The organism is Enterobacter cloacae complex sp. 309I3, from assembly GCF_050031595.1.
In the GTDB taxonomy this organism is placed as follows: domain Bacteria; phylum Pseudomonadota; class Gammaproteobacteria; order Enterobacterales; family Enterobacteriaceae; genus Enterobacter; species Enterobacter cloacae.
Genome location: NZ_JBLGWI010000001.1, coordinates 2,335,533 through 2,353,658, shown reverse-complemented (window position 1 = coordinate 2,353,658; position 18,126 = coordinate 2,335,533). Strand labels below are relative to the sequence as shown.

At 61.4% G+C, this 18,126-nt stretch carries 1 protein-coding gene; it reads right to left on the bottom strand.

Annotated features, from left to right (window positions below):
- Positions 1-21 precede the first annotated feature (21 nt).
- On the bottom strand, positions 22-17,952 hold the full coding sequence (locus ACQG22_RS11125) for an Ig-like domain-containing protein (protein ID WP_426711602.1): 17,931 nt from the start codon (positions 17,950-17,952) through the stop codon (positions 22-24).
- Positions 17,953-18,126: the final 174 nt, after the last annotated feature.

The following is an 18,126-nucleotide window of genomic DNA, read 5'->3' as shown; positions in this document are numbered from 1 at the left end:
ATCGCTCCCCGCGGCAGGGTTTTACGCAATTAACAGTTGATGATTGGCCAGCAGCGTCGCCAGATCCGTCTGGACGCCGTTCAGGGTCACCAGCGTGGTAGGCGAGAACTGACCGCCCGTACCGTCGAGGTCAACCTGGATTTCGGTATTGCTGCCGTTTTGCACCACGCGGATGTAATCGGTGATGTTCCCCGCGCTGCTGTCCAGCGTTGCCACCCCGTTCACATAGCTCGCCGAACCCGTGCCGGTATAACCGCTGTCGGAGAGCAGATCGCGCAGGTCGATACGGTCCGTATCCGCCGTGCCTTCCCAGGTGCCGACGGTAAAGCCGTTCACCACATCGTGACCGTTACCACCCGTGGCATCCGACGCGTTGATGAGCTTATAGAGCAACGTGTCGTGGCCGCCGCTGCCGATATTGAAGGTGTCGTTTCCGCCCCGGCCTTCGAACTGGTTATCACCGCTGTTGCCGGTAATGACATCGTCGAAGTCCGAGCCGTTGATCCCTTCAATGTTCAACAACCGCGTGGTGCCAAACCCGGTGTCCTGCGCCGTGGAGAGGCGTAAATCAACGGTAATGCCGGACGTCGCGTTACGGTAATCCACCACGTCCATCCCACCGGTGTTGCTCCAGGTGTCATAGTCGGAATGGGTATTCCAGCCGCCGGAACCGTTATAGGTATAGGTGCCATCCTCTGCGATAAAGGTGTCGTTATACCCGGTGCCGGTAATCGTTCCGCTGTGGCCGCCGGTGGCCGCTTCGGCAGTGAGCACGTAGCCCTCCTTACCGTTGCCCGCCTCCAGGCCGCTCCAGGTGACGTTATCCGACACGCCATTAGTGATCTTGACGATCTCGGCCGAGTAGGTCTCATTCGGATCCAGCCCGTAGAAACTCACCAGCGCAGAGGTATCGTTCGAGCCGATACCGGACTGGGCGTTGATGATCTGCGAGGCCACCAGCACACCCGCGGCGTTATACAGATTGACCGTGTTGCCGTAGTAAGCGTTGATACCCTCACTGTCGACAATGTGCAGGTGCATCGCGGTGCCGTCGGCAATGGTTTTGCTGTTTTGCACCAGCACCACCTTGCCGTTTTGCTGCGACACCAGCAGATCCTGTGCGCCGTCCCAGTTGTAATCCACCGCAGCCACGCCGGTGACGTTGGCAAGCCCAGACGCCAGCTGGCTCGAGGTCCAGGTGGAACCGTAACCGTTGTTGGTGAACAGGGTCGCGGTTTGTGACGCGCCGTAGGTGCTGAGCTTGATGATGTCCATCTGCCCGTCACCGTTCCAGTCCACCGCCACCGACAGATACCCCGCCGTGGCGTTAGAAGCTTCTACCGCGCTCTTGGTCGTGGACAGCTGCCCTGCACCGTTGTTGTAGTAGATCACCCCGCCGGTGTTGTTGTAGCTGCTGCCCAGGTACAGATCCATGTAGCCATCGCCGTTGAAGTCCGCCCACGTCATGGAGGCTGCCGTGGTGGTATTCGAGGCGTTCGCGACAAACACGTTGGTCAGGTTCTGGCCAATGGAGAGCGTGCCGTTGCCGTTGTTGTTCATCACGGTTAACGAGTACGCGCCGCTGCGGTTGGTGTGCTGCACAATGTCTACGGTGCCGTCGTTGTTCAGGTCGACGCCGGAGATTTCACGCATGGTGGTGAATTGTCCCCAGAAGCCTGCCCCGCCGTTGGTACCGTCTGGTGTCAGCACGCCATTGTTGTTAATCAGATAGGTTATGGAGTCCGCACCCGCATCGCCGTATGCCAGATCCAGATAACCATCCCCGTTTTTGTCGTACGCCACCACGCCGCCGTACCAGATGGTGGTCCCCATCGCCAGCTGGCTGGCGTTATAGGTGCTGCCATCGTAGGTCCACATGACCTGCGTGGAGCCTGCGTAGCCGGTTTCAGTACCGAACACATCCTGTGTGCCGTTTCGGTCAAAGTCTGCGGCCGTCTGGCTGACCACGTAGTAGGAACGCGTGTTGGTCAGCGCATTACCCGCATAAGTGGAGCTATCGCTGCTGGAGTAAGACTGGCCGTTAGCAATGATATTCCACAGGCCGCTGCTGTTCGTGCCGACGGTCATGGTCGAGTTATTGCTGTTCCCCGCCGTGGTCGCCCAGTCGGTATTCACGGTGGTGGTATCAATCACTAGGCTGCCGTTGGCAATACCGGTGGTATTACCGTTGCCCGCACTGCTCTTCACCTGAGCGGTGACGTTATAGCTCGCCACGCCCAGCGCATCGCTGTCGGGGATCTGCAGATACCAGGTGTTGTGATCCGGGTCGACCACGACCGCACCGCCGGTCTGGGAGGTGTAGGTTTTCCCGTTCACCGTCACCACCAGATATTCACCGTTCACCAGGTCTGCGGATACCGTACCGCTGACAATCGGCGTGGTATCGGAGGTGGTCTGGGCGGTAATTGCCGCCGTGGTGGTCGGCACGCTGGTATCGACGTTCAGCACAAACCCGTCCGATTCCGTGTAGTTACCGGCTTTGTCGGTGACGCGCACAATGTAGGTGTGGTTGCCATCGCTCAGGCCGTTGTCCTGGAAGGACCAGCTGGCGCTGCCGTTCATGGTTACCTGACCAAGCAGAATGCCGTCGCGATAGAGCTGCACAATTTCGCCGTCGTCCGGGGCGCGGTTCAGCGTGCCGTTGATCAGCGGTGAGGTATCATCCGTCGCCACCGACGTACCGTAAGTGCCCTGACGCTCGCCTTCACCGTCGGTGTAGCTCACCACGGTACCCACGGTGGTTGGCGGCGTAGTATCGACCGTCACCACCTGCGACGCGGTGGAGCCAACGTTACCCGCCTGGTCGATAATCCGCACCTGGTAGGTGTAATCCCCGTCATCCAGATCGCGGGTATCGGTGTAGCTCCAGCGCTGGTTGGTGACCGTGGTGTCAACCCACGTATTTCCGCCGTCGAGGCTGATCTGCACGCGCTCGTCGCCTGCCAGCGCGCTACCGAGCGAACCGTTAATGGTCAGCGTGGTGTCCATGGTGATGAAATCACTGCCGGACTGTCCGGTATCGTCGCTGATGCTGTCGATAGTGACGCCGTACTGCGGCGCCTGCGTATCCACCGTTACCACCTGCGACGTGGTAGCCCCGACGTTCCCCGCCTGGTCGACAACACGTACCTGGTAACTGTAGCTATCGTCGGTCAGCGTGCGCGTGTCGTTATAGCTCCACTGCGTGCCGCTCACGGTGGCGTAGACCCAGGTAGTGCCGCCGTCCATACTCACCTGAACGTACTCACCCGCTCCCAGTTCAGCACCGAGCGTGCCGTGCAGGGTGTAGGATGTCGAGCTGGTCAGGAAGTCGTTATTGTCGAAGCCGGTATCCACGGTGATGTTATCCACGCTCACCGTGATCGCCGCATCCGGGGCCACCGTGTCAACGGTGACCTGCTGATGGGCGCTGGCACCCACGTTACCTGCGGCATCCACCACGCGAACGTAGTAGTCGTAGGTCTGGTTAGCCAGCGTGCGGCCATCCACGTAGTACCAGCTGTTGCCGGTGACAATCACGTTCTGCCAGGTCACGCCGCCGTCGATACTGATCTGGGCATATTCCCCGTCGGCCAGCGTCGCGCCGAGCGAGCCGTGCAGCGTCAGCGAGGTATCGCTGGTGATAAAGTCGCTGTTGCTCAGGCCGGTGTCATCACTGATGCTGTCGATGGCGATCGTTTTGCTGGCGTCCGGCACAACGGTATCGATGGTCACTACCTGGCTTACGGTAGCGCTGATATTCCCCGCATCATCAATGACGCGCAGCTGGTAGTTGTAATCCCCGTCGGCCAGCGTACGGCCATCCACATAGGTCCAGCTCAAACCGCTGACGCTAACATCGGTCCAGTTCCGTCCGCCGTCGAGGCTGATCTGGACGTGGTCACCGCTGCCCAGCGCCGCGCCCAGCGTCCCTTTCAGGCTGATCTGCGTATCGCTGGTAATAAAGTCGCTGTCGGACAGACCGGTATCCTGGGAGATGGAGTCAACCGTAATGCTCGTTGCCACAGGCGCGGTCAGATCAATCACCACGTCCTGGCTGTCCGTTGCCCCCACGTTGCCCGCGTTATCGATCACCCGCACCTGGTACTGGTACGTATCGTCCGTCAGAGTGCGGCTATCGGTGTAGCGCCAGGTCGTGCCAGTGACGCTCAGATCACTCCACGTGGCCCCGCCGTCCAGGCTGATCTGCGCCTTCTCGTTGTTGCCGAGCTGCGCGGTCAGGGAACCGTTGAGGATAATCTGGCTGTCGTTGGTGATGAAATCACTCGCGCTCAGACCGGTGTCGTTTTGCAGGGAATCAATGCTGATCCCCATCGACGGCGCAGTCAGATCCACGGTAACGGTGTGGTTGTCGCTGGCGCTGTTGCCGATGGTGTTGCTCACCTGCGCGTTAATGACATACGCGCCGCCGTCTGCCAGCGCGGAAACATCTGCGCTGCCGAGCGTATAGCTCCAGCTGCCGTCATTCTGCACGGTCGTCGTATAGGACTTGCCGTTCAGGGTCACCGTCACCGTCTGGCCCGCTGGCGCGTCGGTAGTACCGCTGATCACCAGCGGCGTACCGTGTTCGGCGGCGCTGACGATGTCGTCCTGGGCAAAAGTGTTAATAACGATCGTCGGTACATCGCCGTTCAGCGTCACGTCGTGCGTGGCGCTGCCCGGGTTGCCCGCCTTATCGCTCACCGAGGCGGTAATGGTGTAATCCCCGTCGCTCAGGCCAAGGAAATCTCGGCCCGGTACGAAGACCGACCACGTACCGTCTGCCGCGACGGTTGCCTGATAGCTGTGGCCGTTAAAGGAGACGGTCACTGTCTGGCCCTGTTCCGCCGTAGTGGTGCCGCGGATGGTCTGGCCGGCCAGCTGCTCGGCGTTGTTGACGATATCGTCATCGGCCACGGTGCTGATGGTGACGGTCGGCGCAACGGTGTCCACCGTTAAGGTGTGCGTGGTCTGGCCGTGATTACCGGCGTTGTCATTGACCGACGCGGTCACCGTCAGCGCGCCCTGGCTGAGTGCAGCCAGGTCAGTGGCCGGAACATCCAGCGTCCAGGTGCCGTCATTCGCCACGGTGGCAGTGTAGGTTTTGCCGCCCAGGGTCACGGTGACGGTCTGGCCCGCCTCTGCACTGGAGGAGCCGTGCACGGTCAGCGGCTGCTGCGCTTCCGCTGCGTTCAGCACGTCATCACCCGACAGCGTTGCAATGCTCACCACTGGCGCAGTGGTGTCCACGCTGATGCTGTGCGTTGCCGAAGCGCTGTTGCCCGCGCTGTCCTGCGCCGAAACCGCTACCTGATAGTTCGCGCCATCGGCCAGCGCACCCACATCGGCCGCCGGTACGGTGGTGCTCCAGCTGCCGTCGCTCTGAATGGTGGCCGTATAGCTCTTGCCGTTCAGGGTTACGGTCACCACCGTGCCGCTGGCAAACTGGGCACTGGAGCCGTTAATCACCAGAGACGTAGCGGCTTCTGCTGCGTTGATCACGTCATCGCCGCTGAGGGTATTAACCGTCAGCGCCACGGAGGCAGTATTGACCACCACGTCGTGGGTCTGGGTGCTGCTGTTGCCCGCGCTGTCGGTGATGGTTGCGCTGAGGGTCACAGTGCCGTCATTGAGCGCAGAAATCACGCTCGCCGGTACGCCCACGCTCCAGTTACCGCTGGCATCAACGGTGGTGGTGTACTGGTTTGAACCCAAGGTGATGACGACCTTATCGCCCACGTTCGCGCCGGTGGACGTGCCGCTGACGATCTGCGCCTGCGCATGTTCCACGCTGTTGATGACATCATCGCCCGCCACCACGTTAAAGCTGACGGTCGGCGGTGTGGTATCCAGCGTAATCGCTTTGTTCGCGCTGCCCGGGTTACCCGCCGTATCGGTGACGCTCACCTGCACCGTATAGCCATTATCAGCCAGTGCGGACAGATCGGCGGAAGGTACGTTGACGCTCCAGGTGCCATCCGGTTGTACCTGGGCGGTATAGCTGTTGCCGCCCAGCGTCACGGTAACCGTCTGCCCGGCTTCTGCCGTGGTCGTGCCGGAGACAGTCACACCAGCGGATGCTTCGCTGCCGTTAATAACGTTATCGCCTGCAACCGTATCAATGGTGACGCCTGGCGCGGTGGCATCCACGCTGTACTCACGCCCTGCGGACGCACTGTTGCCGTGCGCGTTGGTGACGCTCACCTGCACGCTGGCATCGCCGTCTTTCAGGCCCGCGAGATCCGCGGACGGTACGGTGGCGGTCCAGTTGCCGTCTGCATCGACGGTGGCGGTATAAGACTTGCCGCCAAAGGTGACGGTAACGGTCTGGTTTTCTTCCACGTTGCTGGTGCTACCGGAGAGCACCAGATCCGCACCTTTCTCCGCCGCGTTAATCACGTCGTCAGCGGCGATGGTGTCAATGCTGATGGCGACCGCGGTCAGATCGACCGTGACGTCATGGCTGATGGTCACCGGGTTGCCTGCTGCGCTCTGGCCTGCAACGGTGACGGTGACCGTACCAGCAGCCAGCGCCCCGACGTCTGCGGCCGGGATCGCCGCGCTCCACGTACCATCTGCCAGCACGGAAGCCGCATACGTTTTGCCATTCAGGGTCACGGTGAGCGTTGTGCCCGCCGCCAGCCCGTCGCTGGAGCCGGTGACAATCAGGTTCTGACCATGTTCGATGCTATTGATCACATCGTCGCCCGCCACGGTGTCCACACGCAGACCCGGCAGGTTGGCGTCGATGGTGATATCGCGTTCGCCCGTACCGGTGTTGCCGTGGCCGTTGGTGACGGTCGCTGATACCGTTAAATCGCCGTTGCCCAGCGCGGTCAGGACCGACTCCGGCACGCTCACGGACCAGCTCAGATCGCTCTGCACCGTCGCGGTGTAGCTGTTGCCGCCAATAATCACGGTTACGGTGTTGCCCGCTTCGGCATTCGCCACGGTACCGCTGATGGTCTGGCCTGCCGCCACTTCCGCCGCGTTAATCACGTTGTCGCCCGCCACGGTGTTGATGGTGACGGTCGGCAGTGCGGTGTCGACCAGCAGGTTCGCACTGTTGCTCACGCTGTTGCCCACGCCGTTGGTGGCGGTCGCGTTCAGGGTGTAGTTCGCCTGACCCAGACCCGCCAGATCGGCGGCCGGAACCGTCAGGCTCCAGGTACCGTCTGCCGCCGTGGTGGCCGTGTAGTTTTTACCGTTCAGGGTCACGGTCACCACGGTGCCTTCTGCCAGGTTGGCGCTGGTGCCGCTGACGTTCAGATCCTGGCCTTTCTCCACCGCGTTCAGGACGTTGTCATCGCTGATAGTGTTGAAATTAACCGAAGGCAGACCGGTATCGACGGTCACACTATGGGTGCCGGTGCCGGTATTGCCCGCCGCGTCAGTGACTGACGCAGTCACGGTCACGCTGCCGTCGCTGAGGCCGGAAATGACGCTTGCCGGGACCCCCACGCTCCAGTTGCCCGCCGCGTCCAGCACGGTGGTGTAGCTCTGGCCGCCAATCGTTACGGTGACCTTATCGCCCGCCGCCGCGCCGGTGGCAATGCCGCTGATGATTTGTGCCTGGCCGTGTTCTGCGATGTTAATGACGTCATCGCCCGCGATGGTGCTGATGGTCACCTCAGGCACGGTCATGTCCACCGTCAGATTGTGATCAACCGATGCCGGGTTACCCGCCTTGTCGCTGACCGATGCGGTGACGGTCACGCTGCCGTCGCTGAGCGCCGCCAGATCCGCTGCCGGGACGTTCAGCGTCCAGTTACCGTCTGAACCGACCGTTGCGGTGTAGTCCTTGCCGTTCAGGCTCACGGTCACCGTCTGGCCCGCTTCCGCGGTGCTGGTGCCGGAGACGGTCAGGTCAGACTGTGCTTCTGCGGCGTTGAGGATGTCGTCCGTCGCGAGGGTGTTGATGGTCACGGATGGCACGGTGGCGTCCACGCTGTACTCGCGTCCTGCGGACGCGCTGTTGCCATTGACGTTGGTAACGCTCACCTGCACGCTGGCGTCGCCGTCTTTCAGACCGGCAAGATCCGCCGCTGGCACGGTGGCGGTCCAGTTGCCATCGGCATCGACCTGCGCAGTATAGATTTTACCGCCCATGCTCAGGGTGACGGTCTGCCCGGCTTCCACGTTGGTGGTGGCGCCAGAGAGCACCAGATCCAGGCCCTTCTCCGCCGCGTTAATCACGTCGTCGGAGGCAATGGCATTGATGCTGATGGCCACCGTTGCCAGATCCACGGTGACATCATGGCTGATGGTAATTGGGTTACCCGCCGTGCTGTCGCCGGTGACGCTGATCTTCACGGTGCCTTCCGGCCACGTGCTCACGTCCGCCGCCGGGACCGCCGCGCTCCAGGTGCCGTCCGCCAGCACCGTTGCGGAATAGTCTTTCCCGTTGACGGTCACGGTCAGTGCGGTGCCTGGGGTCAGCCCGTCGCTGGAGCCGGTGATAATCAGGTTCTGGTTGTGCTCAATGGTGTTGATCACATCATCGCCCGCCACGGTGTCCACACGCAGGCCCGGCAGGTTGGCGTCGATGGTGATGTCACGTTCGCCCGTACCGGTGTTGCCGTGGCCGTTGGTGACGGTCGCGCTCACGCTCAGACTGCCGTTGCCGAGCGCGGTCAGAACGTCGGACGGCACGCTTACGGACCAGCTCAGATCGCTCTGCACCGTCGCGGTGTAGCTGTTGCCACCAATCGTCACGGTTAAGGTGTTGCCCGCTTCGGCATTCGCCACGGTGCCGCTGATGGTCTGGCCCGCCGCCACTTCCGCCGCGTTAATCACGTTGTCGCCCGCCACGGTGTTAATGGTGACGGTTGGCAGCGCGGTGTCGACCAGCAGGTTCGCCGTATTGCTCACGCTGTTGCCCACGCCGTTGGTGGCGGTCGCATTCAGGGTGTAATTCGCCTGACCCAGACCGGCCAGATCGGCGGCCGGAACCGTCAGGTTCCAGGTACCGTCTGCCGCCGTGGTGGCCGTGTAGTTTTTACCGTTCAGGGAAACGGTCACCACGGTGCCTTCTGCCAGGTTGGCGCTGGTGCCGCTGACGTTCAGATCCTGGCCTTTCTCCACCGCATTCAGGACGTTGTCATCGCTGATGGCGTTGAAATTAACCGAAGGCAGACCGGTATCGACGGTCACACTATGGGTGCCGGTGCCGGTATTGCCCGCCGCGTCAGTGACGGACGCAGTGACGGTCACGCTGCCGTCGCTGAGGCCGGAAATGACGCTGGCCGGTACGCCCACGCTCCAGTTGCCCGCCGCGTCCAGCACGGTGGTGTAGCTCTGGCCGCCAATCGTTACGGTGACCTTATCGCCCGCCGCCGCGCCGGTGGCAATGCCGCTGATGATTTGCGCCTGAGCGTGTTCTGCGATGTTAATGACGTCATCGCCCGCGATGGTGCTGATGGTCACCTGAGGCACGGTCATGTCCACCGTCAGATTATGATCAACCGACGCCGGGTTACCCGCCTTGTCGCTGACCGATGCGGTGACGGTCACGCTGCCGTCGGCTAAACCTGCCAAATCCGCCGCCGGGACGTTCAGCGTCCAGTTACCGTCTGAACCGACCGTTGCGGTGTAGTCCTTGCCGTTCAGGCTCACGGTCACCGTCTGGCCCGCTTCTGCGGTGCTGGTGCCGGAGACGGTCAGGTCGGCCTGTGCTTCTGCGGCGTTGAGTATGTCGTCAGTTGCAAGGGTGTTGATGGTCACGGACGGCGCGGTAGCATCCACGCTGTACTCGCGCCCTGCGGACGCGCTGTTGCCGTTGACGTTGGTAACGCTCACCTGCACGCTGGCGTCGCCGTCTTTCAGACCGGCAAGATCCGCCGCTGGCACGGTGGCGGTCCATTTACCGTCTGTCCCCACGGTGGCAGTGTAGCTCTTGCCGCCGAATGTAATCGTGACGGTCTGGTTCGCTTCCACGTTCGAGGTGTTGCCGGAGAGCACCAGATCCGCGCCCTTCTCGGCCGCATTAATCACGTCGTCGGTGGCAATGGCGTCAATGCTGATGGCGACGCTTGCCAGATCCACCGTGACATCGTGGCTGATGGAGACCGGGTTACCCGCGCTGCTCTGACCTTCAACGGTCACGGTGACCGTGCCTGCAGCCAGCGCCCCGACGTCCGCCGCCGGAACCGCTGCGCTCCAGGAGCCGTCGGCCAGCACCGTCGCCGGGTAGGTTTTGCCGTTCACGGTGACGGTTAATCCCGTACCCGGCGTCAGACCGTCGCTGGAGCCGGTGATAATCAGGTTCTGTCCGTGCTCGATGGTGTTGATCACATCATCGCCCGCCACGGTGTCCACACGCAGGCCCGGCAGATTGGCGTCGATAGCAATATCGCGCTCAGCGGAGCCGCTGTTGCCCACATTGTTGGTTACGCTGGCGCTCACCGTCAGTTCGCCGTTGCCCAGCGCCGTCAGATCGGATTGCGGTACGTTGACAGACCAGGTGAGATCGCTCTGCACCGTGGCCGTGTACGTGTTGCCACCTAACGTCACGGTCACGGTATTGCCCGCTTCGGCATTCACCACGGTACCGCTGATGGTCTGCCCGGTTGCCAGCTCTGCCGCGTTAATGACGTCGTCACCCGCGACGGTATTGATGATCACGCCCGGCAGAACGGATTCCACGTTCACGGTGTGCGAGGTACTGGCACTGTTGCCGACGCTGTCCGTGGCTGACGCGGTGACGCTGTAAAGCGCTTCACCCAGTTGCCCCACCTCGCTCGCCGGAACGGTGGTGCTCCAGAGACCGTTATCATCCACCGTCGCGCTATACGCTTTGCCGTTGAGCATCACGGTAACAACCGCACCTGCCGTCAGGCCGGTGGCCGTACCGGTAATGGTCAGATCCTGCGTTTTCTCGGTGCTGTTGATCACATCATCACCGGACACGGTATCGATGGTCAGCACCGGGGCGGTCAGGTTCACCTCCACGTCATGGGTCGCGCTATTGCTGTTACCGGCTTTATCAGTCAACGCGGCGGTGATGGTGTAATCGCCCGCGGTCAGCGCACTGACGTCCGCCGCAGGTACCCCCACGCTCCAGTTGCCTGAGGCATCCACGGTGGCGGTATACGATTTGTTGTTAATGGTGACGGTAACCACATCGCCCGCTTCGGCGCCGGTCACGGAACCGGTCACCATCAGGGCCTGCGCATGCTCGGCGCTGTTGATCACGTCGTCGTCGGACACGGTGTTAATGGTCAACTGCGGAACCGTGATATCCACCAGCACGTCGCGATCCGCAGAGGCCGGGTTGCCCGCTTTATCGGAGACGGCGGCACTGATGGTGTAGTTGCCGTCCACCATGCTGCTCAGGTCCGCAGACGGCACGGTGACGCTCCAACTGCCGTTGGCCTGTACGGTGGTGGTGTAATCCACGCCGTTCAGGGTCACGGTGACGGTCTGGCCCGCTTCAGCGTTGGTCACGCCGTTGATGTCCAGATCCTGCTGCGCTTCAAGCGCGTTGATGATGTTGTTATCGCTGACAATCTCAATAGAAACCGCCGGCGCGGTAGCGTCCACGCTGTATTCGCGGCCTGCCGACGCGCTGTTGCCATTGACGTTGGTGACGCTCACCTGCACGCTGGCGTCGCCATCTTTCAGGCTACCCAAATCAGCCGATGGAACGGTGGCGGTCCAGTTGCCGCTGGCATCTACGGTAGCGGTGTAAGACTTACCGCCGAAGGTGATGTAAACCGTCTGGTTTTCTTCCACGTTAGTGGTGGAGCCGGAGAGCACCAGATCCGCCCCTTTTTCTGCCGCATTGATCACGTCATCGGTGGCGATGGCGTCAATGCTGATAGCCACTGTCGCCAGATCCACGGTCACGTCATGGCTGATAGTCACCGGGTTACCGGCGCTGCTCTGGCCGTCAACGGTCACGGTGACCGTGCCCGTATTCAGCGCGCTGACATCTGCGGCAGGGATCGCTGCCGTCCAGGTGCCGTCTGCCAGCACCGTGGCCGCGTAGGTTTTACCGTTGACGGTGACCGTCAACGCCGAGCCAGCGCTCAGCCCCTCGCTGGTACCGGTGATAATCAGGTTCTGCCCGTGCTCGATGCTGTTAATCACATCGTCGCCCGCCACGGTGTCCACACGCAGGCCCGGCAGGTTGGCATCAATGGTGATGTCACGCTCGCCATAACCGGTGTTGCCGTGGCCGTTGGTGACGCTGGCCGTCACGGTCAGGTCCCCGTTGCCGATGGCGGTTAACACGTCAGACGGCACATTCACCGACCAGCTTAAATCGTCCTGAACGGTTGTCGTATAGTTGTTGCCGCCAATGGAAAGCGTGACAGTGTCACCGCTCGCGGCACCGCTCACTTTCCCGCTCAGCGTCTGGCCAGACGCCACTTCCGCGGCGTTAATGATGTCGTCGGTGGCAACCGCATTAATGGTGACAACCGGCAGCGCGCTGTCCACCAGCACGTTATGACTTGCGTTCGCGCTGTTGCCTGCCGTATCGGTCACGCTCGCCGTCACGGTGTAGCTGGCTTCACCCAGCGCCGAGACGTTGGCTGCCGGAACGGTCACGCTCCAGTTGCCGCTGGCGTCGGTGGTGGCGGTATAACTGATACCGTTCAGGGTTACGGTGATGGTGGTGCCGTCCGGCTGATTGCTAGTGCCGGAGAGCAGCAGATCTTCACCCTTTTCGATCGCGTTAATCACGTCATCGCCCGCAAGGGTGTTGATGGCGATAACCGGCGCGGTCAGGGAGACCGTAACATCATGCGTGGCGGTGGTGCTGTTGCCCGCTTTATCGGTGAGGGTTGCCGAGAGGGTCTGATCGCCGCTTACCAGCGCGCCGACGTCCGTGGCCGGAATGCCGGTGCTCCAGTTCCCGGAGGCGTCCAGCATGGCGGTGTAGTCTTTGCCGTTGAGGGTGACGGTAATCACGTCTCCCGCCTGGGCACCCGTGACCTTACCGGAGACGATCAGCGCCTGGCCGTGTTCGGCGATATTCAGGATGTCATCATCCGCCACAACGTCAAACACGATCTGCGGCACGGTGGTATCCACCAGCACGGCCGCATCGGTGCTCGCCGGGTTGCCGGCTTTATCAGAAACGGATGCCGTGACCGTGGCATTACCGTCGGCGATGCCCGCCAGATCGGCCGCCGGGACGTCGAGCGTCCAGCTGCCGTCTGCCTGCACCTGCGCGGTATAGGTGTTGCCATTGAAGGCCACGGTCACCGTCTGGCCCGCTTCGGCGGTGGAGGTACCGCTGAGGGTCAGATCTTGTGCCGCCTCTGCCGCATTCAGGATGTTGTCACCGCTGATGGTATTGAGGGTGACCGTCGGCGCGGTGGTATCCACGCTGTACTCGCGCCCCGCCGACGCGCTGTTGCCGTTAACGTTGGTCACGCTCACCTGCACGCTGGCATCGCCGTCCTTCAGGCTGCTCAGATCCGCTGCCGGAACGGTGGTGGTCCAGTCGCCGTTGGCGTCTACCGTCGCCGTATACGTTTTCCCGCCCAGGGTAACGATCACGGTCTGTCCCGCCTCAACGTTGGCCGAGGTGCCGCTGAGCACCAGGTCTTCGCCTTTTTCCGCCGCGTTCAGCACGTTGTCAGCGGTCACGCTGTTAATGCTGATGGCGACCGGGCTGAGATCCACATCAACGACGGTGCCAATCGTGACCGGGTTGCCGGAGGTGTCCTGCGCGCTGGCGCTGATGGTCAGTGAACCGTCAGCCCACTGGGAGACGTCCGCCGCAGGCACGGCCGCCTGCCAGGTGCCGTCCGCCAGTACCGAGGCGGAATAATCCTTGCCGTTAATGGTGACGGTAACGGTGCTGCCTGCCGCCAGATCGGTGCTTGTGCCCGACACAATCAGGTTCTGACCGTGCTCGATGATATTGATGACGTCATCGCCTGCGACCGTATCAATACGCAGGCCCGGCAGCTGGGCGTCGATGGTGAAGTCCAGCGAGGAAGAGCCAGTATTGCCGTGCACGTTGGTGACGCTGGCCGATACGGTCAGTTCGCCGTTGCCAAGCGCGGTTAACTGGCTCTGGGTTAATGGCAGGCTCCAGGTGAGATCGTCCTGAACCGTGGTGGTGTAGGTCTGGCCGCCGAGCATAATGGTGACAGTGTCACCTGAAGCAGCATTCGTAACCTTACCGGTCAACGTCTGCCCCGCGGCCACTTCCGCCGCGTTAACGATGTTATCGCCCGCCAGCGCGTTGATGGTCACAATCGGCAGCGAGCTGTCCACCAGAACATCGTGCGTGGTTGAGGCGCTGTTGCCCACGCTGTCGGTGACGCTGGCAGTCACGGTGTAATGTGCCTCGCCCAGCGCGCTGACCGCAGAGGCAGGTACGGTGACGCTCCAGCTGCCAATGGCGTCGGTGGTCGCGGTGTAGGTGATGCCGTTAAGGCTAACGGCAATCGTCGTCCCTTCCGGCTGGTTGCTGGTCCCGGAAAGCAGCAGATCCTCGCCTTTCTCCGTCGCATTGATCACATCATCCGCCGCCAGGGTATTGATAGCGATTTCCGGCGTCACTGTGTTGACCACTACGTCTACTGCGCTACTGCCGGTATTACCGGAGCGATCGGTCACCGAGACGTTAACGGTCCAGGTCCCGTCTGTCAGACCCTGTACAACGGAGGCTGGCAGGCCGAGGCTCCAGTTCCCCGCCGCATCCACCACGGTGGTGTACTCCACGTTATTCAGGGTGATGGTCACCAGGTCACCCGCTGCCGCACCGGTGACCGACCCGCTCAGGATCTGCGCCTGTGAATGTGCGAGCTGGTTAACGGTATTGGTGTCGGTGACAAAATCGTTAATGGTTACCTGCGGGACGGTCGCATCCACCAGCCCAACGCGGTCTGCGCTGCTGCTGTTGCCTGCCACGTCACTCACGGTTGCCGTTACCGTGACGGTGCCGTCGGTCAGAGCGCCGAGATCCGCAGCCGGTACGTTCACCGTCCAGGTCCCGTCACTCTGGACCATGGTCTGATAGTGCTTGCCGTTCAGCGTAACGGTAACCGTCTGTCCCGCCTCAGCATTGCTGCTGCCGCTTAAGATCAGATCCTGCTGCGCTTCGGCCGCATTAATGATGTTGTCGTCGGTCAGGTTATCGATCGTAATGGACGGCGGTAAGGTATCCACGGTCACCACGCGCGACGCGTCGGCGCTGTTGCCGCTGACGTTCGTCACGCTGACGCTGACCTGCGCGCGTCCGTCAATCAGCGTCTCCATGGCGCTGGCCGGCACGGTCAGGCTCCAGGAGCCATCCTGCTGCACCTGCGCGGTAAAGGTCTGGTCGGCGAATTTCACCACCACGGTCTGCCCGGCCTCTACGCCCTGCGTCTGGCCCGACAGCACAAGATCGGCGCCTTTTTCAGCCGCATTCAGCATGTCATCGCTGCTGACGGTATCGATGGTCACCGCCACGGCGTTCAGATCCAGCTCGATGGGGTGCTCAGCTGAAACGGTATTTCCCCAGGCATCTGTCGCGCTGACGTGAACGGTGATATCTCCGGCCGTCCAGCCCTGCAGATCGGACGCCGGGACGCCGATTTGCCAGCTGCCGTTGGCGTTGACCACGGCGGCATACTCGACGCCGTTGATGGTGACGGTGACGTGCGTGCCCGCTGCCAGGTGGGTACTGGAACCGGTCACGGTCAGATCCTGCTGCTGCTCGATGGCGTTGATCACATCATCGCCAGAAATGGTATTCACCCGCAGGCCAGGAAGCTCGGCGTTGATGTTGATATCACGCTCGCCGCTGCCGGTGTTGCCGTGGGCGTTGGTGACAGAAGCGGTAAAGGTTAACGATCCGTCGCCAAAGGCCTTCAGATCGGCTGACGAAATGGTCACGCTCCAGGTCAGATCGCTGCCTACCGTAGCGGTGTAGCTCTTGCCGCCCACCGAAACAGAGACCGTGTCGCCCGCCGCCGCACCGGTGACGCGCCCGCTCAGGGTTTGATCCACCGCCACTTCAGCATTGTTGACCAGGTTGTCACCGGCGAAGGTATTGATAATCACCTGCGGCAGCACGGTATCCACCAGCAGCGTCGCTTCGGCGGAGCCGCTGTTACCGGCGGCATCGGTGCCGCTCACGCTGACGGTGTACAGGGTGTTCGCCAGGTTCAGAACGTCAGACACCGGCACCTGAACTGACCAGATGCCGTTATTAACGGTGGCCTGATAGCTCACGTTATTCAGCGTGACGTTTACCACGCTGCCGTCTGGCAGGTTGCTGGTGCCGCTCAGGCTCAGCGGCTGCATCGCCTCCTGCGCGTTCAGCACGTTATCCTGGCTGATGGCATTCAAGGTGAATTCCGGTGGGTTACCGCTCAGGGTAATGCCGTGGGTGGCGTTACCGGTATTGCCCGCCGCATCGGTCACCGAAACCGCAATGCTGTGGTTACCTTCCCCCAGCGCGCCAATGACTGACGCCGGTACGCCTACGCTCCAGCTGCCGTTCGCCTGTACCACGCCGGTAAAGCTCTGGCCGCCAACGGTTACGGTGACCACATCGCCTGCTGCGGCTCCGGTCGCCTGGCCGGAAATAATCTGCGCCTGGCCCTGCTCACTGGTGTTGAGAATATCGTCGCCCGCGACGGTATTGATGGTCACGACCGGGGCGACAGTATCCACGGTGAAATGCGCCTGGGTGGATGACCCGTTCCCGGCTTTATCGCTGACGTTCACCGTCAGGGTGTGTTCACTATTCGCCAGCGACTGCACCTCGCTGGCTGGCAGCGTGACGGACCAGGTACCGTCGCTGCCCACCGTGGCGGTATGGTTTTTACCGTTCACTGTCACCGTGACAATCTGACCGGCTTCCGCCGTGGTTTTCCCGCTCAGCGTCAGCGGCTGATGGTGTTCAGCGGCATTGATAATATTGTCCTGCGCGACAGTATCGACCGCGATGGTCGGTGCCGCAGTATCCACGCCAATCGTCTGACTGCCGTTCACGGTATTGCCCGCCGCGTCCTTGCCGCTGACGTTCACCGTCCAGGTGCCGTCGCCCAGCGCCTGCGCATCCGCCGCAGGCACCTTCACGCTCCATGCGCCGTTTGCACCCACCTCAGCCGTATAGGATTTGCCGTTCAGCGTAACGGTCAGCTCTGTTCCCTGCGCCAGGTTCTTGCTGGCACCAGAAAGCGTAAAGCCTGCGGACTGCTCGCTGGCGTTGATGACGTTATCCCCCGCCGTGGTTGCCAGCGTCACGCTCGCCACGGCAGTATCAACGGTCACGGTGATGCTGCCTGCGGAGGTCGTTTTACTGCCGTCGAGCTGCACGACTGACCAGGTATGTTCCCCGTCTGTCTGGGTCGGCAGTTTTACCGTCCAGGTGCCGTCTTTACTGACCATCGCGCTGGCAAGCGTATTGCCGCTACTGTCTTTGATCTGAATGGTCGCGCCCGGTTGCCCGGTACCGCTAAAGGTTGGCGTGTTATCGTCGGTGATCGCATTTGCACTCAGCACGCCCTGCTTGTCGCCCGCAAGATCGGTGAGCATGAAGGTTGGCGTTGCGCTCTCAACTTCTTTTGTATTATCAATAATTTTTGTTTTTGTTTCGCCGTCACCACCGTGAGCCAGCAGTGCCCCAATAGCACCGCCGCCTAACGCCGCCCCCGCAATCCAGCCCCATGGCGCATCACTCAATATGCTCTCCTGGGTCAGGAAAGGTTCAATGCTGCTAATCGGTGTGGCTTGCGCGGTTAATTCAGTAACGGCTGCGCCTGACGCTTCCCCGGCATCGGCAAAAGAGATATGTGTTAATTCCTGATTATCGTTAAATACCAGTTCAGACTGGTTATGGGTTTCAGGATCTTCAACGAAATAGTTATTGCAGCGAATAACGCTGCCATCTTTCATATAAATGAGAAGGTCTTTCCCCTGGCGGACGTAACGCACCACGTCCTGTGCAGAACCCTGGATTTCAATCACGCTCGGAGAGGAAATGGAGACCGACAGATTTCCTTCGCCGGTTAATTTCGTTTTCTCCGCTGTCTTGCGAATGATGACATCTACAACTTTTACGTTACTCATATTTCTCTCCTTGCAGGTGCTCGGATTCCTGTGGATATGTCCACCAGATGGATGTAGCTATCCCTGGGAAATTTCACCCATTATTTTCAGATTTATTTC